Genomic DNA, 21,610 nt, shown 5'->3' with positions numbered 1-21,610 from the left:
GATGACACTGGCAGGTTTATTTATTTTACAATTACTTTGAAAGATTTTTTGGTATTTGGAGTTTCCAAAACTACAAGGTACATACCGCTATCAGTTGTGTCAGGTAATTGTATTTCAGTAATGACTGTAGATGATGATACAGTTTTGATCAACTTGCCTGATACAGAATAAAGACTAATTTGCATTTTCTCTAATTCTTCTTGAGGGAAATCAGCTTCTACGGTGATTGCTTTTCCTGTTTCGGCTGGGTTAGGATAAAGTTTAGCCTGAAGCGAATTTGTAAGTTTGATTTTTGTTGAACATGTTTGTAAAACTTTACCATCTTTAGTGGTCATTTTTACACTATAATCTGCCGTAGGATCTAATGTTGAACCTATGTTATCACTAGCAGAGTAGTACTGGCCAGTTCCAACTAATTGTCCGTTTTTAAACCATTGGTAAGCAACAAATTCATAACCTCCGTTTGTTTGTGGATTATTGTTTACAAGCAATACGTTGTTGAATTTTTGATGTACGATATCGTAGAAACCAAATGGTTTTTCAACTGTAATGGAGTAAGTAGCTGATACACTTCCATCTTCCGATGTAATTGTTGCATTTTGCGTGTAAATTCCAGGTTTAGGAGTTTGTATTGTAAAACTAGCAGATGGTGTGATAGTCGCATTTGATTCGTTTACAATCGTAACCGCTGGATTATTTTCTCCGCAAGGCAACAGATAGTTGATTGTTTTTCCTGGTGTTTCAAAAACTTTAGATCCTACAGTAATTCTCTTAACATCAATATTGTTGTTTAAGATTATTAACAACTGCGAAACATTTGTAGCAGGAAGATAGTTGCTATCTCCGGCTTGTTGAGCCGTAATTAATATCTGACCAGATCTTAACATAGTAACAGTACCAGTTGCTGAAACTGTAGCAGGAGGAAGTGGTGAACTGAATGAAGATGTATAAGTTATTGGCAAACTTGCACTTGAAGTAGCAGTAAGATTAAAAGTATTGTTCGCCCCAAGTATCTTAACCGCAATTGGACTGAACGTAATTTGTTGTGGCGCTTTCTTAATTACAAGATTTGCTGTTAACACTATTGGTGAGCAATTTGGTGTGCTAGCTGATGGTGTAATTGTAGCTGTGACAGCATAAGTTCCGGCATTTGTCGAAATGTTGTTTGCAGAATATGCTACAGTAGCTCCAGCTGGTAAATTCGCAACCTGAAGAGAATGCGGATTTCCATCATAAGTAAATTCAGCAGTGCTTAACGTGGTTGCACTAATTGGAGAAGCTAATACGTTTACAGTTTGTGGTTGCGAAGTGATATTTCCGCTTGCATCAGTATATTTCCAAATAATAGTATAAGTTCCAGTCGCTGTATAAGTTAAAGGGTCGGTTGTAGTTCCGTTTAGAACTCCTGAACAATTATCAGTAGCTGTTGGAATAGTAATTTGCGCGACTAAAACAGAACAATAGTTTGAAATTACAGGAAGTGTAGCTACAGTTGGTACTGGAGCAGTTACATCTGGAGTAGTAATTACATTTACTGTTTTAGTGATGAAACATCCATTAGCATCTGTAATAGTTACAGTGTAAGTATTTGGACTTAATCCTGTTGCAGTTGCGGCAGTTCCACCAGAAGGAGACCAAGCATAAGAATAAGCTCCAGTTCCGCCAGTAACATTTACAGTTGCAGTTCCGTCATTAGCACCATTACAAGTAACATCAGTTTTAGAAGTTGTTGCAGTAAGTAATGTAGGTTGAGCAATAAGAACAGTTGCTGTTGTCTGGCAAGAATTTGCATCAGTAACCGTAACAGTGTATGTTCCTGCTAATAATCCTGAAGCAGTTGCAGTAGTTCCGCCAGAAGGAGACCAAGCATAAGAATAAGCTCCGGTTCCGCCAGTTACATTTACAGTCGCAGTTCCGTTTGAACCACCATTACAAGAAACATCTGTTTTAGTTGTTGTCGCAACAAGAACATCAGGTTGAGTTATTGTTATACTGTTTAATGTCTGACATGAATTTGCATCAGTAACTGTAATGCTATAAGTTCCCGGAGCAAGCCCCGTTGCAGTAGCGACAGTTCCACCAGAAGGAGCCCATAAGTAAGTGTAAGCACCAGTTCCACCAGTTGTACTTACAGTTGCAGTTCCGTTATTTACACCATTACAAGTAACATTTGTAGCTGTCACTGTTGATGCAAGCAAAGTTGGTTCTGTAATAGTTACATTAGCAGTAGTTTGACATAAATTGGCATCCTTAACTGTTACAGTGTAAGTTCCCGGAGCAAGACCAGTTGCAGTTGCGGCTGTTCCGCCAGAAGGAGCCCATGAATAAGTATAAGCACCAGTTCCGCCAGTTGCATTAACAGTAGCAGTTCCGTTATTTGCGGCATTACAAGTAACATCTGTTTTGGATGTTGTTGTAACAAGAGTGGCAGGCTGTGTAATTGTAACGCTGGCTGTAGTTTGACATAAGTTTGCGTCTTTAACGGTTACGATATAAGTTCCCGGAGCGAGGCCAGAAGCTGTAGCCGCTGTTCCGCCAGAAGGAGCCCAAGAATACGTATAAGCGCCAGTTCCGCCGGTGACATTTACAGTTGCAGATCCGTTTGTGCCACCATTACAAGAAACATTCATTTGAGTTGTTGTTGCAACAAGGGCAGTAGGTTCTATAATTGTGAAACTTTTTGTTTGCTGACATAAGTTGGCATCTTTAACGGTTACGGTATAAGTTCCTGCAGTAAGACCTGAAGCCGTTGCCGCAGTTCCTCCAGTTGGAGCCCATTGGTAAGTATAAGCACCAGTTCCTCCAGTTGCTGTAACACTAGCAGAACCATTGGCTCCCCCATTACAAGAAACATTTGTTTGTGGATTTGCTGTTACCACAAGTGCACTTGGTTGTGTGATTGTAAAGTTTTTTACAATAGAACAGCCATTAGAAGAGGTAATTGTTACTGAATAAGTACCCGCAGTAAGGTTAGTTGCTGTATCGGCACTTCCTCCAGATGGAGACCATACATAAGTAAAAGGTCCCGGAGCACCACTTGGAACTACTGAAGCAGATCCTGTTGCTGAACCATTACATAATATATCAGTTTGTGAAGTAGTAGCAACTAATGTATTTGTAGTACCAATAACAAAGTTTTTTGTTAGAGTACAACCATTAGCATCAGTAATTACTACAGAATTACTTCCTGCACTTAATCCAGTTGCTGTTGCAGTTGTTGCGCCAGAAGGCGTCCATAAGTAGTTATACGGCGAAGTACCACCACTTACATTTACGCTTGCCTCACCACCAGCAGAACAAGTTGCATCAATTTGGCTTGTTGTTGCTGTTAAAGCTGATGGTTGTATAATGGTGAAGTTTTTTGTTATGCCGCATCCATTGGCATCTGTAATAGTACAACTATAACTTCCTACTACTAATCCTGTAGCTGTGGTCGCAGTTCCTCCGGACGGAGCCCATAAATAGCTATAAGAACCAGTTCCTCCACTTGCAGTTACTGTAGCAGTACCTGTTGCACCACCATTACAAAGCACATTTGTTTGAGACTGCGTAGCTGTAAGAATAGAAGGTTGGTTTATAGTAACACTTTGTGTTTGAGTACAGGTATTAGCATCTGTAATGGTTACTGTATAAGTTCCGGCGACAAGACCTGAAGCTGTTGCCGAAGTTCCTCCGGTAGGAGCCCATGAATAAGTATAAGCACCAGTTCCGCCAGTTACATTTACTGTTGCAGATCCATTTGTTCCTCCATTACAAGAAACATCAGTTTTTGTAATTATAGAAGATATTATTGCAGGCGTATTAACTGTGAAATTTTTTACGAGAGTACATCCGTTGGCATCTGTGATAGTACAAGAATAATTTCCTGCCGCTAATCCAAAAGCTGTAGCGTTGCTTCCTCCAGAAGGAGCCCATGAATAAGTATAACCCGGAGTACCACCAGAAACTGTTACGCTTGCGGCCCCATTTGCTCCTCCAAAACAACTAACATTTGTTGTTGATGTCGTTGCTGATAAAGTCTGCTCCAGGTTGTGTGATGGTAAAACTTTGAGTATCCTGACATCCGTTTGCATCAGTAACGGTCACCGTATATGTTCCTGCGACAAGCCCGGTTGCTGTAGCCGCAGTTCCTCCGGTAGGCGCCCAAGAATATGTGTAAGCAGGCGTTCCTCCGCTTGCTGTGACAGTTGCAGATCCTGTGGAGCCACCATAACAGGCAATATTGGTCTGGGCTACAGGTAGAGCGTTTAAAACAGCTGGCTGGCTGATTGTAAAGCTTTGGGTGGCCTGGCATCCATTTGCATCGGTAACCGTAACAGTATATGTTCCAGCAGTCAGTCCAGAAGCTGTAGTCGCTGTCCCTCCGGAAGGAGCCCAAGAGTAAGTATAAGCTGGCGTGCCTCCAGAAACTGAAACAGTCGCAGATCCTGTTGCGCCGCCATTGCATAAAACATCAGTTTGTGCTCCGGCTGTAGCTGTCAAAGCGCTTGCAGGAGATCCCACAACAATATTGTTTATAGTGGTTGAACAGGAATTGGCATCTGTAATAGTTACACTGTATGTTCCTGCTACTAATCCTGAAGCCGTTGCAGAAGTACCTCCAGAAGGCGCCCATGAATAAGTATATGCTGGTGTCCCTCCGCTCGCTGTAACAGTTGCGGTACCATTTGCACCTCCAAAACAGGACACGGCAGTTGCTGAAGCAGTTCCGGTCAATGCGGCTGGTTGGGTTATTACAATATTATTTACTGTTTTTGTACAAGAATTTGCATCAGTGACAGTTACGCTATAAGTGCCAGCAGTCAATCCTGTTATTGTTTGTGTTGCGGCTCCATTGGACCATAAATAAGTATATGGGCTGGTGCCGCCAGATGGAGCAATAGTTGCAGTGCCATTTGCGCCATTATTACAAGAAACTGAAGTTGTTGAGGCTATTGCATTAAGTACAGGTGGTCGCGTTATTGCAATATTATTTACAGTAAAAGTGCAAGAGTTGTTATCCGTAATCACAACACTATATAATCCCGCAACAAGGCCATTTGCAGTTTGTGTTGTCTGATTATTAGACCATAAATATGTGTAAGGAGATGTACCTCCAGAAGGAGTTACAGTAGCTGTACCATTCGCTCCTCCGTTACATGAAACCGAAGTTGTAGAATTTGTGGCAGAAATCGCTGTTGCAGGACTACCAACAACAATGTTGCTTATAGTTTGAGGACAGCCTAAATTATCTGTAATGGTCACACTATATGTACCAGCTACAAGACCTGTTGCTGTTGATGCAGTTCCGCCTGATGGAGCCCATGAATACGTATAAGGACCAGTACCTCCACTTGCAGTAACAGTTGCAGTACCATTATTGCCCCCAAAACATGAAACAGGAGTAGTAGAAGTTGTTCCTGAAATTGCAGAAGCAGAACCGCTTACTGCGATATTATTTACAGTAAGTTGACAGTTATTAGCATCTGTAATTGTTACGCTATAGGTTCCAACAGCAAGACCAGTTGCAGTTTGTGTAGACTGGCCATTCGACCACAGATAAGTATAGGCAGGAGTACCGCCAGAAGGTGTAACTTTAGCAGTACCATTAGAACCTCCAAAACATGTAACTGGAGTTGAAGAAGGGGTTGCACTTAATGCGGCGGCAGGACCTCCTACATTTATATTATTGATAATTTTTTGACAACCGTTAGCATCTGTAATTGTTACGCTATATGTTCCAACAGCAAGATTAGTTGCAGTTTGAGTTGTTTGTGCATTAGACCATAGATAAGTGTACCCAGGAGTACCGCCAGTTGGATTAGCTGTAGCATTACCATTCGATAATCCGAAACATGAAACCTGAGTGGTTGATGCAGTACCGTTAAGTGCGGTACGCAGGTTGATTTATAGTGACATTCCTGGTTATTTGTGTTCCTTCATTATCTGTCACAGTCACTGAATAAGCCCCTGCTGTAAGACTGCTAGCTGTAGCATTACTTCCTCCAGAGGGTGACCATGAATAGGTATAAGGAGTTGCTCCTCCTGATATACCACTAACAGTGGCGGTACCATTATTGCCTCCAAAACAACTTACATCTGTTTTGCTAAGAGTAGCAGGCACAGTTAATGCTCGCTCCGGTAGTAAATGTTAAATCGTTACCATAGCTTGTTCCTGCACTATTTGTTGCATAAGCTCTAAAGTGAATTGTTGTAGCAACAGGAAGTCCGGTTATTGTAGCACTATAAGTACCAGTGCCGGTTCCGTTTGGAACTGTTGTATTAGTAGTAACAACCGGATTTGCAGTTGTTGCCCAGACAATTCCTCTAACTACAGAATCACCACCATCAGCAGTTACATTCCCACCTAATGTTGCAGAAACTGATTTAATATTTGAAGTCGCTGTAGAAGCCACAGTTGGCAAAGATGCACAAGTTATATTTGGAGTATAATTACTAGGTAGAATTCCGGAATCAACCGTCCCAATATCCCAATTAGTCGTATTAACTGTATTAATACTTGTTCTTATAGCAGAGGATGTACCTGTCAGATTACCTTTGTATTTTGCAAAAAATTGACCCGTTTCGGTTGTTCCCGGAAACAGGGAGATACAATTAACGCCATCCGTCAATCCTGGTGGTATTATACTTTCTGCACCACCTCCAGTAGATGTTACAGCGAGCACTATTCCAATGTGTAGTACTGTCATAATTTAGAGAATTGTAATCGCCATGAATTCCCGCTATAAATGTTATAGTACTTGGAGAAATTGCAGGCCTCATCGAATTATTAGCACTTTGATAGGCAAGCATTTGGTCTCCTGCAGATAAATTAAAATTATAAGCAGTGCCTTCAGGATTAATAACAAAATCACTAGCTGATCCGCCTGTCACAGTAAAAACATTTGGTGTTGCACTTTCTATGACAGAAATAATTTTACCGCAGGTTACGCCGGGAGGAACAGTCCATTTTATATGAGGTTCAAAACTGTTTACCCAGCCACCGCTATATAAACCTTCTTCAGTAAAATAAATTATTTCACCAGCAGGAATATTTTTCAAAGCAATAAAACTAAAGCCATCTGGACCTCCGATATTAAAGCCTATAAAGGCTATATCGCCAGTCGCTAAAGTCTGCGCTTTTGCATTTTGGAACATGCCAAGACAGCAAAAGAGCGTAATAAATAAGAGTAATTTTTTTCATAACATAGGTTTTAGTTAATGACATAGATAAGCATTCTGCCAACCGCTTAAGTTATCAGGTCTTGTAGTTGAAGTAAAAGCCTTAATAAAATGTCCGTCATTTATCAATGTTTCAATTTTTCTAAAGCTTATATTATTAAGAGAATCTAAATTTAATTCGTAGATGTGATGATTAAATATTGTCCTGTTTGTTTCCTCGTCAAAGTGAATAGTCCCCCTTGGCCCGGCAATATTTAATTTTGCAGTGGCTTCAATTAAAGAGTTTATATTAAGATTGGTTGTATTCTCAAGTATATTCTTTAATATAAGTCCGTTTTCATATCCTAAAACTGAAAAGGCAGATGGATTCTCTGAATAGGTATTGAAATATTCATTAGTAAAGTCTAATGTTTCGGTATCATTTAGCATCCATGAACTCACTACATAAAGATCGTAAGGATTGCTTTTGTACTCTTCTAAAATTTTATCATTGATGAAAAAAGGAGTAACATAAAACGGATACTTTTGTGTAATTTGATTTTTACTTATAAAATCGGCACTTTCCTCGGCGTATAAACCACTATAGAAAGCAAAAACGGCATCAGGTTTTTGATTGTCAATGGAATAGTTCATATGTATAGCCTCGTTTTCTCTAGGGATAAAAGGAGTGATATAATGACCTGAAAAATTAGTGCTTTTTCTAAATGCAGACTCAATTGCAGTAAGAAGACCATAGCCAGAATCATAAAAAGAAGTTGCTGTAGCAATTTTTTCATAATTCTTGTTTGTGAAATACGTGCCTAAATGAAAGCACGATTCATTTAATCCAAATGAATTGATATAAACACCCTTTTGAGCTGTGCTCTCATACGGTAGAGTTGCCCCAAGATCTGCGACTAAAAGTAAAATATCATTTTTTGAGGTATAATGGTATACTTCTGTTATTTTATAATGTCCAAAAAAACCAATGATAATTGAGATATCTTCCTGATAATGCATTTTCTGAATTTTCTCAATTATGATTTTCTCGTCTGCACCAATACCAATATTTTCGACAAATATCTTTACATTAAGAGCATTAAGTTTTAATCCTCTCATAAAGTCTTTATCGAGTCTAGGATACTGTTGTGACTTTGGAATTAAGATTCCTATTTTGATGTCGTTATCCATGAAATGAGATTAAAAAACAGAGGTAAAATTTTTTCACCTCTGTTTTATATTTTAAATATTAGTCTCTTGAAGGAAAAATTCCTTCCATAGCAATACAATAATTAATACCCAAATAAGGATCTCTAACACTAAATGGCTGTGAGCCTCCAGCTATAGCTGTAGAACCAGATATACTTGAAGTTATACCTCCAACTTTAGTAGTATTTGCAGTTGGTTCGCTATAAATATTTGGAGTTGCACCAGCTCACTGCTAAAAAGTTAGTACCGTTATCAGTCTCATTAGTATTTGCTCCACCAGTATAAGCAAGAGCATTAGTGGCTAAATTTACCTGGCCAGCGAGCAACTCCAGGAACAAGTTGGTGATTGTGCTGTGGCATATTGTTGATCGTTAGTGTAGTATTTTCAACTCCACCAACTTGACCCCAAACAACAGGGCTTAAGCCAGGTCCATTACCAGCGCCAATCATGCTTGCGTCCTCTTAAATCTGGCAAAGCAAAAGTTGTTTGCCCATTTCCTCCATAAGTAGTGCCAAGTAATGAAAAAAGAGCAGTGTTTTGAGCTATTGATATCAATTGACCACTACATGTTTGCCAGCCTCTAGGATTGAAAGTAAATCCGAAAGCCATAATTGCTCCTAAGAAAGGTTCATTCATAATTTTTAATTTTAATTGATTAATGTTGGTTTTTTTTTGATTTGTTAATAATTAGTCAGACAGAATAATGAACCGACTATTCTTACAATAAAACAAAATTAGTTGATTACTAGTGTTTTAAAGCAGGTATTTATACCCGTTTTTAAAGTAAAACAGTACATTTCAATCAAAGGATAGATTCTCAGAAGTTCTAGTAGGATATTAAATGTTATATAAAAAAGAATATGCAGTTTTGTAGATGAGCTGATTTAGCACGGTGTTCAGTTAAGAACTAAATCTTAAACTTTAGAAGGCGAAAGAGAATTGTAAAATTTATGATCAGAATTATAAAAAGAAAGCAACTCAATTAAGTGACCATGAAATGATTTGAAGCCTAAGGGGTACCCCGTCAAAATCTCGGGTCTAGCGTTTTCCAGTTGGCCTAAAAAGAAAAAGGCCAAGTAAATTAATACTTGACCTTTTGTGACCCGACTGGGGCTCGAACCCAGGACCCCATCATTAAAAGTGATGTGCTCTACCGACTGAGCTATCGAGTCATTGTTTTTCTCGAATGTGGGTGCAAATATAAGCACTTTATTTAGGTTTTGAAGCCTTTTTTTAATGCTTTTTTGCAATAATTTATTAAAAGTCTATTTTACAACAAAATAGGTTTTCAAATTTTATTGTGACCATGGAGGGATTTGAACCCTCACGCCCTTGCGAGCACCACCCCCTCAAGATGGCGAGTCTACCGTTTCTCCACATGGCCTAAAAGAAAAAAGGTCGAGTAAAATAATTTACCCGACCTTTGTGACCCGACTGGGGCTCGAACCCAGGACCCCATCATTAAAAGTGATGTGCTCTACCGACTGAGCTATCGAGTCATTGCTTTCAAGAAACTTATTTTGTTAATCACAAATTTTGTGACCCGACTGGGGCTCGAACCCAGGACCCCATCATTAAAAGTGATGTGCTCTACCGACTGAGCTATCGAGTCATATTCGTTTCTTGAATGCGGGTGCAAATATAAGGAGTTATTTTCGAAGTTTCCAAGCATTTTTATTATAAATTTGTCTTTTTTTACAAAAAGTTCCCAATGTCTTAGTTTATAAGGTTTTATTAATATGAAAAAAATAGTGTTATTAGGTTACATGGGTTGCGGAAAGTCAACAATTGCCCAAAACTTGTCAAAAATTACAAATATTCCGTTTCTGGATTTAGATACTTGCATTGAAAAAAGAGCAAATTTGTCCATAAATGAAATTTTTTCTAAACATGGAGAGGTTTATTTTCGAAAATTAGAACACGAAATGTTTGTCGAATTATTAAAATCTTCAGAAAATTATATTATTGGTCTTGGTGGAGGAACTCCATGTTATGCTAATAATCATTTATTACTTCAAAACAATGATATCGTTTCTATATATTTAAAAGCATCAATCGATACATTGTATAATAGATTAGTTCACAATAAGAGCAAACGACCGCTTATTGCAGAAATGAATGAAGAAGAAATGAAAGAGTTTATCGCAAAGCATTTGTTCGACCGAAGTTTTTACTACAATCATGCACAGCATAAAGTGTCGGTTGATGATAAATCAGTCGAAGATACTGTTGAGGATATTTTAAAGATCTTAGCTTAAAAAAGCATAGTTGTCGCCATTTTCATCAAAAACAACTTGAACGTGCTCCAATAAAGAAGTAGATAGAGAGATCCCTTTAAAATCAGCTTTTACTGGATATTTTTTATGGTTTCGGTCAACAAGTACTGCTGTTTTGAATTTCTTAAGAGGAACGTCTAAGAAATGACGAACAGCATATATTAATGTAGTGCCCGAATTTAAAACATCATCAACTAAAACCAATCCTTTGTTTTGATACTCTTCTTTAGTCAAAGAAGTCTGTATTGGTGATTGTGGATTTTGTTTGTCCACTTTAACTTCGCAAGTCGAAACCTTTAGTGTTGAAATACTGCTCAGGGCAGTGGCGATTTTTTGTGCAAAAACAGATCCGTTAGAAGCGATTCCGGCAATCACGACTTCTTCTTCGTCAACAAAGGTTTCGTAAATTTGATAAGCGATACGTTTGATTTTGTGTTCGATTTCTTGATTGGTCAAGATGATGTTTTTGCTCATGATTTTATTTTTTGCTAAAGTACAAATTTATAAAATTTAAAATCCCAATTTTTGAAATTCCAAATTCCAAAAGTAAATAGATGGATTTTCCAAGATTGGAATTTGGAATTTTGTTGTTGAAATTTAGATGTCATCTTCTTCGTCGAAAATTTCATTTCCGTAGTCGTCAATATCCCTTCTGTCTTTTTTAGTTGGTCTTCCAGTGCCGCTTTTTCTGTAATGTTCTTTTGAAAGTTTTAATAACTCTAAATGAGCATAAGCTTCTGGTGGAGTTTCGTTCTTGCGATATATATCGACAAGTTTTGCTCCCACGCGACTTTCAGGAATATCAAGTACGGTAATAATTTGAGTAATTTGGTCTTTTCTAAACGTGATTTTGTCTGTAGGAAAAACTTCTTTAGAAGGTTTTGCAATCTGCCCATTTACAGTAATGTGGTTCTTTTTGCATGCCTCGGTGACCATGTTTCTGGTCTTATAATAACGCACGCACCAGAGGTATTTATCTATTCTCATAATTTTTCTAAAATCGAAGTTAAATTCTTTACAAAAATAAATCAATATTGTATCTTGCGCACCTAAAAAATTAACAATAATGAATAAATTTAAATATTATTTTATTTTATTACTAGCTGGTATTGCTATGGTTTCCTGCAACAAGGGTGATGATGATGAAACTACAGTTGAGGTAAGGGATTATAAAGAGCAGTACAAAGCAGACAAGGATTCTATTGAAAATTATTTAAAGACGAATTATATTAAAGAAGTAACCGCAGATTATGACATTGTAATCGAGAAAATTCCTGCTGGCGGTACACAGACTTCAATTTGGGATCAAAAAACGTATCCATTAGAATCTAGAGAAGTTTATAATCGCGATGTTTATTATACGGTTTATTATTTGACATTAAGAAAAGGAACTGGTGAGGCGCCATGTAATACAGATAGGATTTACGCTTCGTACAAAGGTAATTTACTTAATGGGACTCAATTTGATACTTCTTATGGTTACGGTACAACATTTGACTTATTTGTATATACATCGGGAGCTGTAATTGATGGTTGGGGAGAAATTTTTCCAAAGTTTAGAACTGGTACATCTACAACAGCGAGCAGATGGTGTAATAACTTATGACAATTATGGAGCGGGTGTAATGTTTCTTCCTTCAGGATTGGCTTATTATGCAAGTGCACAAGATAAGATTCCTGCTTATTCTTGTTTGGTCTTTAGCTTTAAATTGTTTGGTCTTTTAAGATTGGATCATGATACTAAAATTGTGGGTACAACCGTAACTGCCGAGCCAGATGGTATTCCTGATTATTATGAAGATGTTAATAAAGATGGCAATGGTAATGGCTATGTTTATGATTTAAGAGATTTGGTAAGATATCCAAATCCGCCAGCATGGATGAAAGACGATACAGATGGAGACGGAATTGCTGACTTTTTAGATGTTGATGATGATGGTGACGGTTATACTACTCGTTATGAAATTACAAAACCTACAGGTGCTCCTTTTACAGGAATAAGCAAATATTATCCTTTTGATCCAATTCCGGATAATCCTAGCACTCCAAATGTTGATGAAACTGAAACATGGGGTATTCCAGCTTTTGGGGGTGATTATACTTCTCCAGGAAGATTAAGAATACATGTTGATAAAGATCATCATTCGGCTAAATAAAAGTCGTTTGTTTATAGATAATAAAAAACCTCGAAATGTGAATTTCGAGGTTTTTTTATAAAGTAAGAAAAGTAAAAAAAATTATTTTCTTTTGATCACTCTTTCTACAGCTTCAACAATTGCTTGATTGTTTAATTTGTATTTTTCCATTAATTGCTCTGGAGTTCCAGATTCTCCAAAACTATCTTTTACTGCTACGAATTCTTGCGGAGTTGGATTGTTTAAAGCCAATACTCCAGAAACGCTTTCTCCAAGACCTCCAAGGTAGTTGTGCTCTTCTGCAGTAACTACACATCTTGTTTTGGCAACCGATTTTAGAATAGCTTCTTCGTCAAGTGGCTTAATCGTGTGAATGTTGATTACTTCAGCAGAAATTCCTTTTTCTTCTAATTTTTCAGCGGCGATAAGCGCTTCCCAAACTAAGTGTCCTGTTGCGATGATTGTAACATCAGTTCCTTCGTTCAGCATAATTGCTTTTCCAATTACGAAAGGCTCATCAGCAGGAGTGAAGTTTGCTACAACTGGACGTCCAAAACGTAAATAAGCTGGGCCATGGTGGTCAGCCAATGCTAAAGTTGTCGCTTTAGTTTGGTTGTAATCGCAAGTATTGATTACTGTCATTCCTGGCGACATTTTCATCAAACCGATGTCTTCTAAAATTTGGTGTGTAGCTCCGTCTTCTCCTAAAGTCAAACCAGCGTGAGAAGCACAGATTTTTACATTTTTATCTGAATAAGCAACAGATTGACGAATTTGATCGTAAACTCTACCTGTCGAGAAGTTAGCGAAAGTTCCTGTAAAAGGAATTTTTCCTCCAATTGTCAAACCTGCGCCGATTCCAATCATGTTAGCTTCCGCAATCCCGATTTGGAAAAAACGCTCTGGGTGATTTTTCTTGAAATCATCAAATTTTAATGATCCAATCAAATCGGCGCATAATGCCACAACATTTTCGTTTTTTTGACCTAGTTCAGTCATTCCCGCTCCAAAACCAGAACGAGTGTCTTTGCTTCCTGTATTTTCGTATTTTTTCATTTTATTTTTTTGAGATGCTAAGCTTCTAAGTGATTAAGTTTCTAAGCTGAAATTGTACACTAAAGCTGTACATTTTTTAGTAATCAACTTGATCTTTAGAATAATTTTGAGCTAATGCAATCGCCAACTGATCGTTGTTTGGCGCTTTACCATGCCAAGCGTGTGTATGCATCATGAAGTCAACTCCGTGCCCCATTTCTGTGTGCAATAAAACACAAACTGGTTTTCCTTTACCTGTTCTTGATTTAGCATCAGTTAATCCAGCAATGATGGCGTCGATGCTGTTTCCTTCTTTGATTTCCAAAACATCCCAATCAAAAGCTTCGAATTTAGCGCGAAGGCTTCCCATTGCTAAAACTTCGTCAGTTGTTCCGTCGATTTGTTTTCCGTTAACGTCAACAGTTGCAATAAGATTGTCAACCTTTTTGGCAGAAGCATACATGATAGCTTCCCAGTTTTGGCCTTCTTGCAATTCTCCGTCTCCATGTAGAGTGAAAACTAAATGTTTGTCTCCGTTTAACTTTTTTGCTTGAGCAGACACCAAGAGCAACAGATAAACCTTGTCCTAATGATCCAGAAGCCATACGAACTCCAGGTAAACCTTCGTGAGTTGTTGGGTGTCCTTGTAAACGAGAATTTAGTAATCTGAAAGTTGCAAGCTCCGAAATTGGAAAATAACCGCTACGTGCTAAAACGCTATAAAATACTGGTGAAATATGACCATTTGAAAGGAAAAAGATATCTTCTCCAATTCCATCCATATCAAAACCTTCTTTGCGGTCCATAATATTTTGATATAGTGTTACCAAAAATTCAGTACAACCTAATGAACCACCTGGGTGTCCAGAGTTTACAGCATGTACCATTCGAAGAATATCTCTTCTTACTTGGATCGTTAAATCGCTTAATTGTTGTGTGTTAGGCTTCATTTTATATGTAAAATTTTAAACTGAAGCAAAAGTAACGGATATTTTGTGGGGAGACAAATGATTTTCTGCTTTAGTTCGCCTCAATTGTTAAATTTTTTTGACTTTTTTTCATCAGATTTGGCAAAAATTCGTGATTTTGATAATTGCGCATAATTTGATGCCACATATCAAATGTTTTATAGTGTAAAAAATACACTTAATATGTGGCAAAAAATATTTGTGGAGAATTTTATATGAAAATTAATTTGTGTCGCTTTCACTATAGAAATTGTTTTCTTCATCTTCTGATCCAATTTCTTCTTGTTCATCATCGAGTTCTGAGCCAGGAATGTCTAAATCATTTCCGATTTTGTCACTATTTTGTTTCCATTCATGGTCATTCTGAGTGATTGTTTTATCACTTGAAATGTTTTCTGGATCGATATCTAAATTATCTTCTTGATTGTAAATGTCTTCACCTGCAGGATAATTTAGGTTTTCTAAATTTCTTTCGATTTCATTTTCTTGTGCTGAATTTTTATTTTCTGAATTTACCATGATTTCTAATAATTAATGTTTTGAAGTATTAAAATTAGAAAATCAGATGCGTTGGTGAGTTATATTATAATAGCTTGAAATTGTAAATTTTACATTTGATTTTGCGCGAATTTTAATTTCTTGAGAAACTATATTTCTTTAGCGTTAGGGATAGAAGCGACATATCCTGAGTTAGAAAAACAAGGCTTTTTAGCCATAGTTTTTGTTAATCGGGAATATAGGGGATAGCCCGATCTCGTCAGCGACGGAGAGTGTCCAAAAAAAGTTATGAGTTATGAGTTTTTTATGTTAGAGTTTTTGGGTATTATCTAATTTTCTAATTGACAAATTATCTAATTAATTTTCGTGAAATTAGCTTATCTTTGCGCTCTGAAAAAAGAAACAGATGAAGTTTGATTTATTACAAAAAGATCCGCAATCGAAAGCAAGAGCGGGAAGTATAACTACTGATCACGGCGTAATTGAAACGCCTATTTTTATGCCTGTTGGAACGGTGGCTTCTGTAAAAGGGGTGCATCAGCGTGAATTGAAAGAAGAAATTAATCCAGATATTATTCTTGGAAATACCTATCATTTATATTTACGTCCACAGACAGAAATTCTTGAAAAAGCAGGAGGATTGCATAAATTCATGAATTGGGATCGTAATATTTTGACTGATTCTGGTGGATATCAAGTGTATTCTCTTTCCTCAAACAGAAAAATTAAAGAAGAAGGAGTAAAGTTCAAATCGCATATTGATGGTTCTTACCACTTTTTTACGCCTGAAAATGTAATGGAAATTCAGCGTACCATTGGTGCTGATATCATTATGGCTTTTGACGAATGTACACCTTATCCTTGTGATTACCGTTATGCGCGGCGTTCTATGCACATGACGCACCGTTGGTTGGATCGTTGTATTAATCATTTGGAAAAAGTTCCTTATAAATATGGTTACGAACAAACGTTTTTCCCGATTGTTCAAGGAAGTACATATAAAGATTTGCGTCGTCAATCGGCTGAATATATTGCAAATGCAGGCCAGCAAGGAAATGCAATTGGCGGACTTTCAGTTGGGGAGCCAGCGGAAGAGATGTATGCAATGACAGAAGTGGTTTGCGAAATTCTTCCGGAAGACAAACCGCGTTATTTAATGGGTGTTGGAACTCCTATTAATATTTTAGAAAATATCGCATTAGGAATTGATATGTTCGACTGTGTTATGCCAACGCGTAACGCGAGAAACGGAATGTTGTTTACAGCAAATGGAACAATCAACATCAAAAACAAAAAGTGGGAAGCTGATTTTTCCCCAATCGACGAAATGGGGCACACTTTTGTAGATACAGAATATTCAAAGGCATATTTACGTCATTTGTTTGCGGCAAACGAATATTTAGGGAAACAAATCGCTACTATTCATAATCTTGGTTTTTATATGTGGTTGGTTCGTGAGGCGAGAAAGCATATCTTAGCTGGAGATTTTAGACCATGGAAAGAAATGATGGTTAAAAACATGAGCCAAAGACTTTAAAATATGTTGATTTGTTTAATCGTTTATTCGGTTAAACGATTAAACAGATAAACGATTAAACCTTACTATGTTAACAATAATAGATAAGTATATTTTAAAAAGATATTTAGCCACTTTTTCGGTGATGATTTTGTTATTTATTCCGATTGGGATTGTAATTGACGTTTCTGAAAAGGTGAATAAAATGTTGGAGAACAAGATTCCGTTTATGGATATTGCGCTCTATTATTACAACTTTACTATTTATTTTGCGAATTCTCTTTTTCCGATATTTTTGTTTTTGTCGGTGATTTGGTTTACTTCAAAATTGGCAAACAATACAGAGATTATTGCGATTTTGAGTTCCGGGATTTCTTTTACGAGATTTTTAAGACCTTATATTATTGGAGCTTCTATTGTTTCGATTTTTGTGCTTTTGATGGGGTTTTTTATTGTTCCTGTCATGAGTGAAGGATTTAATAATTTTAGATATACTTATTTAAAAGGAAACGGAAAAGAGCTGATGCGAGGCGAAAACACAAATGTGTATCGTCAGCTTAATGATCACGATTTTATTTTCGTAAATAGTTTTAATGAAGAATCTAAAACGGCTTTTAATTTTACGTTGGAACATTTTGAGAAAGAAAAAATGACCTATAAAATTTCTGCTAGCCGAATTAAATGGGATCCAAAAAGAAGACGTATGTTTTATACGATTATGTAAAAAGAACGGTTGGAGATTTGAATGATATCATTGAAAAAGTTCCAGAAAAGGAAGTTAAATTCAAATTTGAATTGGCTGATTTGACACCGGTTGTTTATATCGCTGAAACACTTTCTCTTGGAAAATTGATCGATTTTATTGAAAAAGAAAGAAAAAGAGGTTCTGGAAACATCAATACTTATTTAGTTGTTCTTTATAAAAAATATAGTGTTCCGGTTTCCGCTTTTATTTTGACAATTATCGCCGTTGCGGTTTCTTCTATGAAACGCCGTGGCGGAATGGGGACTAATTTGGCTATCGGAATAGCAATTGCATTCTCATTTGTGTTTTTTGATAAAATATTTGGAACACTTGCCGAAAAATCTACATTTTCACCTTTATTAGCTGTTTGGTTCCCAAATATTGTTTTCGGAACTCTTGCAGTTTACCTACTACGTAATGCGAAACGATAATTTAAAAAGTTATTTAAATCTTCATTTAATTGTTTTTATCTGGGGTTTTACTGCCATTTTAGGCGCCTTGATTACTATTGATGCTGAAAATTTGGTTTGGTTTAGAATGCTTCTTGCCATGATTTTTTTGGGCGGATTTATTTTGTACAAAAAACAATCTTTTCAAGTTCCGATAAAAGAGCTTTTTAAGCTCATTTTTGTTGGATTGCTGATTGCCCTGCATTGGATTTTCTTTTTTAAAGCGATTCATGTTTCAAATGTTTCGATAACACTTTCTATATTTTCTCTAGGCGCTTTTTTTGCTTCTTTGCTTGAGCCTCTTTTCTACGGAAGAAAAATATTGTTTTATGAAGTTTTCTTCGGATTGGTCATTATTGCTGGCCTTGCGATGATCTTGCAGGTTGAAATAAAATATCTTACAGGTGTTTATTATGCGTTGGTCGCGATAATCCTTGGCGTTTTATTTACGCTAATGAATGGGAAGCTGATTTCAGATCATGAGCCTTCGGTAATTACGTTTTATGAATTTGGCGCAGGCGTTTTTTTATTACCCTATATTTTTTATTTCAAGGAAAATTCACTGCTGAATTTTTTACTTTATCATTAAATAATTGGATGTGGCTTTTTGTTTTGGCTTCGATTTGTACAGCATATGCTTTTACGGCATCTGTGAAAGTAATGCAGAAATTGACGCCTTATACGGTGATGTTAACGACTAATTTAGAGCCAGTTTACGGAATTATGTTGGCGTATTTTATCCTTGGCGGAAAAGAAAAAATGAGCACCGAATTTTATATCGGAGCCGTAATAATTATAATTACAGTTATCTTAAACGGGGTTTTTAAACATTACAAAAACAAGAAGGAAGTGTAATAGTTTACTTATCTTTTAAATCACAATTTGATACTTTACTAACAATTAACTATGCCAATGATATAATATTTTTATATTTGCGGTTCGATTTAAAAACAAAATTCAAAAATCCATGGAATATTTAGATTTTGAGCTTCCAATCAAAGAACTTGAAGAACAGTTGCAAAAGTGTGTTGTAATTGGAAAAGAATCTGAGGTTGATGTAACAGCAACGTGCAAGGAAATCAACAAAAAATTAGAACAAACTAAGAAAGATATATATAAAAACCTTACTGCTTGGCAACGCGTCCAATTATCAAGGCATCCAAATAGACCTTATACTTTAGATTATATCAGAGCAATTTGTGGTGAGACTTTTTTAGAGCTTCATGGAGACAGAGGTTTTAAAGATGATAAAGCGATGGTTGGTGGTCTTGGTAAAATAAACGGGCAATCGTATATGATTATCGGGCAACAAAAAGGTTTTAATACAAAAACACGTCAATACCGTAATTTTGGTATGGCAAATCCAGAAGGATACCGTAAAGCTTTGCGTTTGATGAAAATGGCAGAGAAATTCGGAATTCCGGTTCTTACTTTGGTAGATACTCCGGGTGCATATCCAGGTTTAGAGGCAGAAGAAAGAGGACAAGGAGAAGCAATTGCAAGAAATATTTTTGAAATGGTTCGTCTTCAAGTGCCAATTATCACTGTTATTATTGGTGAAGGTGCTTCTGGAGGAGCTTTAGGAATTGGTGTTGGAGACAAAGTTTACATGTTAGAGAATACTTGGTATTCTGTAATTTCTCCAGAATCTTGTTCTTCAATTTTATGGAAAAGCTGGGAGTACAAAGAACGTCTTGCTGAAGCTTTGAAATTGACTTCTTCAGACATGAAAAAGCAAAAATTAGTTGATGATGTAATCCCTGAGCCACTTGGTGGAGCGCACTACGATCGCGAAACTACTTTCAAGACTGTAGCGGAATATATTACTAAAGGATATAATGAATTGAAAGACTTATCAACAGCCGACTTAATTGCCCAAAGAATGGACAAATACAGTAACATGGGCGAGTTTAAAGAATAAATTCAAATAAATTGATTAAAAATCCGAAGCCCTGCGGTTTCGGATTTTTTTTGGTTATCAACAAAAAAACTTATTTATAAACATCGTAGTAGTTATAACTCACTGACAATTTTTTTTAAATTTTGTTACTTTCGCTATATGGAAAATTTCAAAAATGTAAACCCTGTAAAGGTAGATAAAACCACAATTATTAATCTCGAAAAAGGAAAGCTTCCTCCACAAGTGATTGAACTTGAAGAGGCTGTTCTTGGCGCAATGATGATTGATAAAAAAGGTGTAGATGATGTAATTGATATTTTGCGGCCTGATGCTTTCTATAAAGATGCGCACAAACATATTTTTGAAGCGATTTTGCGACTTTTTACAGAAACACAGCCAATCGATTTGTTGACTGTTTCGACGCAATTAAAGAAAAATGGAAAGTTAGATGTTGCTGGAGGTGATTTTTATTTGATTCAGCTGACGCAGAAAATTGCATCTTCTGCTCACATCGAATTTCACTCACGTATTATTCTTCAAAAATTTATTCAAAGAAGTTTGATCAGAATTTCTTCTGAAATTATTGAAGAATCTTATGATGAAACTACAGATGTTTTCGATTTGCTGGATAAAGCCGAATCAAAATTATATGAAGTAACTCAGGGAAATATCAAGCGTAGTTCTGAAACTGCACAGAGTTTGGTTCTTCAAGCCAAAAAACGTATCGAGGAAATTGCAGGAAAAGAAGGTTTGAGTGGAATCGCAACAGGTTTCGAAAAATTGGATGAAGTAACTTCTGGATGGCAACCTTCGGATTTGATTATTATTGCGGCTCGTCCGGGTATGGGTAAAACAGCATTCGTACTTTCGATGGCGCGTAATGTTAGTATTCAGTTTGGTCATGCAGTGGCAGTTTTCTCTCTTGAGATGGCTTCAGTTCAGTTGATTACGAGGCTAATTTCTTCGGAAACTGGATTGTCTTCTGAAAAATTAAGAACAGGAAAATTAGAAAAACACGAGTGGGAGCAATTAAGTACTAAAGTAAAAGATTTAGAAAAAGCGCCATTATTTATTGACGATACGCCTTCGCTTTCAATTTTCGATTTACGTGCAAAATGCCGTCGTTTGGCTTCGCAACACAACATTAAATTAATTATTATTGACTACTTGCAGTTAATGACTGCCGGAGGTAATGGTAAAGGAGGAGGAAACCGTGAGCAGGAAATTTCGACTATTTCCCGAAACTTAAAAGCTTTGGCAAAAGAGTTGAATGTTCCTGTAATTGCACTTTCGCAGTTATCGCGTGCGGTTGAAACCCGTGGTTCGAGTAAACGTCCGTTGCTTTCGGATCTTCGTGAATCTGGAGCGATTGAGCAGGATGCCGATATTGTATCGTTTATTTATCGTCCTGAATATTATAAAATTGAAGAATGGGATGATGATGAAGCATCTCCAACTACTGGACAAGCTGAGTTTATTATAGCCAAGCACCGTAACGGTGGATTAGAAAATATTCGTCTGAAATTCTTAGGACATTTAGGTAAGTTTGACAACCTTGAGGAATTTACCGGTGGATTTGATGATTTGCCTTCAAAAATGAATCATGACGACAATCCGTTTATTACTAAAAATTTGCCGTCTGCTAATGAAGCTTTTGGTAGCAATTTGAATGATGACGATGACGACAGCGATGTGCCATTTTAAAAACATTTTAAAAACCTTTTTATAAGGTTTTTTT

General features: G+C 36.8%; 18 protein-coding genes, 4 tRNA genes and 4 pseudogenes. 8 read left to right on the top strand and 18 right to left on the bottom strand.

Annotated elements, in window-relative coordinates; translation table 11 throughout:
• Positions 1-20 precede the first annotated feature (20 nt).
• The 13 genes and pseudogenes from ACQ9BO_RS24170 to ACQ9BO_RS24110 form a co-directional block, all read right to left on the bottom strand.
• Positions 21-4,073: a T9SS type A sorting domain-containing protein gene (locus tag ACQ9BO_RS24170; RefSeq protein WP_431242798.1), complete on the bottom strand. Its 4,053-nt coding sequence runs from the start codon at positions 4,071-4,073 to the stop codon at positions 21-23.
• Positions 3,985-5,244 (bottom strand): hypothetical protein, encoded by a 1,260-nt coding sequence (locus ACQ9BO_RS24165; protein WP_431242797.1) that lies wholly within the window; start codon positions 5,242-5,244, stop codon positions 3,985-3,987. Before ACQ9BO_RS24165 ends, ACQ9BO_RS24170 begins: the two co-directional genes overlap by 89 nt.
• A gap of 60 nt (positions 5,245-5,304) precedes the next feature.
• Positions 5,305-5,880, bottom strand: a pseudogene (locus ACQ9BO_RS24160) (SprB repeat-containing protein); the annotation flags it as partial.
• A complete protein-coding gene (locus ACQ9BO_RS24155) occupies positions 5,864-6,103 on the bottom strand; it encodes a SprB repeat-containing protein (protein WP_431242796.1) in 240 nt (79 codons plus the stop codon). The pseudogene ACQ9BO_RS24160 and the gene ACQ9BO_RS24155, both read right to left, overlap by 17 nt.
• Entirely contained in the window at positions 6,087-6,665 is a 579-nt protein-coding gene (locus ACQ9BO_RS24150) for a hypothetical protein (RefSeq protein ID WP_431242795.1), read from the bottom strand. The genes ACQ9BO_RS24155 and ACQ9BO_RS24150 overlap by 17 nt, the downstream gene beginning before the upstream one ends.
• On the bottom strand, positions 6,595-7,137 hold the full coding sequence (locus ACQ9BO_RS24145; RefSeq protein WP_431242794.1) for a hypothetical protein: 543 nt from the start codon (positions 7,135-7,137) through the stop codon (positions 6,595-6,597). The genes ACQ9BO_RS24150 and ACQ9BO_RS24145 overlap by 71 nt, the downstream gene beginning before the upstream one ends.
• Positions 7,138-7,197: 60 nt before the next feature.
• A complete protein-coding gene (locus ACQ9BO_RS24140; protein ID WP_431242793.1) occupies positions 7,198-8,331 on the bottom strand; it encodes an ABC transporter substrate-binding protein in 1,134 nt (377 codons plus the stop codon).
• A gap of 312 nt (positions 8,332-8,643) precedes the next feature.
• On the bottom strand, positions 8,644-8,799 hold the full coding sequence (locus ACQ9BO_RS24135; protein ID WP_431242792.1) for a hypothetical protein: 156 nt from the start codon (positions 8,797-8,799) through the stop codon (positions 8,644-8,646).
• A complete protein-coding gene (locus ACQ9BO_RS24130) occupies positions 8,783-8,986 on the bottom strand; it encodes a phage tail protein (RefSeq protein WP_431242791.1) in 204 nt (67 codons plus the stop codon). Before ACQ9BO_RS24130 ends, ACQ9BO_RS24135 begins: the two co-directional genes overlap by 17 nt.
• A 463-nt stretch (positions 8,987-9,449) precedes the next feature.
• A tRNA-Lys gene (locus tag ACQ9BO_RS24125) sits at positions 9,450-9,522 on the bottom strand.
• A 129-nt stretch (positions 9,523-9,651) separates the two neighbouring features.
• Positions 9,652-9,734 (bottom strand) — tRNA-Leu (locus ACQ9BO_RS24120).
• Positions 9,735-9,776: 42 nt separating this feature from the next.
• Positions 9,777-9,849 (bottom strand) — tRNA-Lys (locus ACQ9BO_RS24115).
• A gap of 40 nt (positions 9,850-9,889) precedes the next feature.
• Positions 9,890-9,962: transfer RNA gene (locus ACQ9BO_RS24110), tRNA-Lys, on the bottom strand.
• Between the two features lie 127 nt (positions 9,963-10,089).
• Here ACQ9BO_RS24110 and ACQ9BO_RS24105 point away from each other — a divergent pair.
• Positions 10,090-10,608 (top strand): shikimate kinase, encoded by a 519-nt coding sequence (locus ACQ9BO_RS24105; RefSeq protein ID WP_431242790.1) that lies wholly within the window; start codon positions 10,090-10,092, stop codon positions 10,606-10,608.
• On the opposite strand, the gene ACQ9BO_RS24100 is transcribed toward ACQ9BO_RS24105, so the two are convergent.
• Both ACQ9BO_RS24100 and ACQ9BO_RS24095 read right to left on the bottom strand, forming a co-directional pair.
• Complete coding sequence (locus ACQ9BO_RS24100) at positions 10,600-11,100, bottom strand: phosphoribosyltransferase domain-containing protein (protein ID WP_431242789.1); 501 nt, start codon at positions 11,098-11,100, stop codon at positions 10,600-10,602. The genes ACQ9BO_RS24105 and ACQ9BO_RS24100 overlap by 9 nt on opposite strands.
• Positions 11,101-11,223: 123 nt before the next feature.
• Entirely contained in the window at positions 11,224-11,613 is a 390-nt protein-coding gene (locus tag ACQ9BO_RS24095; RefSeq protein WP_320568542.1) for an RNA-binding S4 domain-containing protein, read from the bottom strand.
• A 79-nt stretch (positions 11,614-11,692) separates the two neighbouring features.
• On the opposite strand from ACQ9BO_RS24095, the gene ACQ9BO_RS24090 reads away from it, so the two are divergent.
• Positions 11,693-12,232 (top strand): FKBP-type peptidyl-prolyl cis-trans isomerase, encoded by a 540-nt coding sequence (locus ACQ9BO_RS24090; protein WP_431242788.1) that lies wholly within the window; start codon positions 11,693-11,695, stop codon positions 12,230-12,232.
• Entirely contained in the window at positions 12,156-12,782 is a 627-nt protein-coding gene (locus ACQ9BO_RS24085) for a hypothetical protein (RefSeq protein WP_431242787.1), read from the top strand. The genes ACQ9BO_RS24090 and ACQ9BO_RS24085 overlap by 77 nt, the downstream gene beginning before the upstream one ends.
• 81 nt (positions 12,783-12,863) lie before the next feature.
• Here the strand turns inward: ACQ9BO_RS24085 and ACQ9BO_RS24080 are convergent, their stop codons facing one another.
• The 3 genes and pseudogenes from ACQ9BO_RS24080 to ACQ9BO_RS24070 all read right to left on the bottom strand — a co-directional run bounded on the left by ACQ9BO_RS24080 (position 12,864) and on the right by ACQ9BO_RS24070 (position 15,283).
• Positions 12,864-13,817, bottom strand: coding sequence for a transketolase family protein (locus tag ACQ9BO_RS24080; RefSeq protein ID WP_431242786.1), 954 nt, complete (start codon positions 13,815-13,817; stop codon positions 12,864-12,866).
• Between the two features lie 76 nt (positions 13,818-13,893).
• Positions 13,894-14,746: pseudogene (locus ACQ9BO_RS24075) on the bottom strand (transketolase).
• 240 nt (positions 14,747-14,986) lie between these two features.
• Positions 14,987-15,283: a hypothetical protein gene (locus tag ACQ9BO_RS24070; protein ID WP_431242785.1), complete on the bottom strand. Its 297-nt coding sequence runs from the start codon at positions 15,281-15,283 to the stop codon at positions 14,987-14,989.
• Positions 15,284-15,668: 385 nt separating this feature from the next.
• On the opposite strand from ACQ9BO_RS24070, the gene tgt reads away from it, so the two are divergent.
• The 5 genes and pseudogenes from tgt (at position 15,669) to dnaB (ending at position 21,576) form a co-directional block, all read left to right on the top strand.
• Positions 15,669-16,799, top strand: coding sequence for a tRNA guanosine(34) transglycosylase Tgt (gene tgt / locus ACQ9BO_RS24065; RefSeq protein WP_431242784.1), 1,131 nt, complete (start codon positions 15,669-15,671; stop codon positions 16,797-16,799).
• A 67-nt stretch (positions 16,800-16,866) separates the two neighbouring features.
• Positions 16,867-17,954 (top strand): annotated as a pseudogene (locus ACQ9BO_RS24060) (LptF/LptG family permease).
• Positions 17,941-18,827 (top strand): annotated as a pseudogene (locus ACQ9BO_RS24055) (DMT family transporter). Before ACQ9BO_RS24060 ends, ACQ9BO_RS24055 begins: the two co-directional pseudogenes overlap by 14 nt.
• A gap of 112 nt (positions 18,828-18,939) precedes the next feature.
• Positions 18,940-19,893 carry an acetyl-CoA carboxylase carboxyltransferase subunit alpha gene (locus ACQ9BO_RS24050; RefSeq protein WP_431242783.1) on the top strand — a complete coding sequence of 318 codons (954 nt, stop codon included), beginning with the start codon at positions 18,940-18,942 and terminating at the stop codon, positions 19,891-19,893.
• Between the two features lie 138 nt (positions 19,894-20,031).
• Positions 20,032-21,576 carry a replicative DNA helicase gene (dnaB, locus tag ACQ9BO_RS24045; protein WP_431242782.1) on the top strand — a complete coding sequence of 515 codons (1,545 nt, stop codon included), beginning with the start codon at positions 20,032-20,034 and terminating at the stop codon, positions 21,574-21,576.
• The last annotated feature ends 34 nt before the right edge of the window (positions 21,577-21,610 follow it).

It is taken from the genome of Flavobacterium sp. P21 (assembly GCF_050632225.1).
GTDB lineage: Bacteria > Bacteroidota > Bacteroidia > Flavobacteriales > Flavobacteriaceae > Flavobacterium.
The sequence above is the reverse complement of the archived record's forward strand: the minus strand, read 5'-3'. Positions and strand labels throughout refer to the sequence as shown.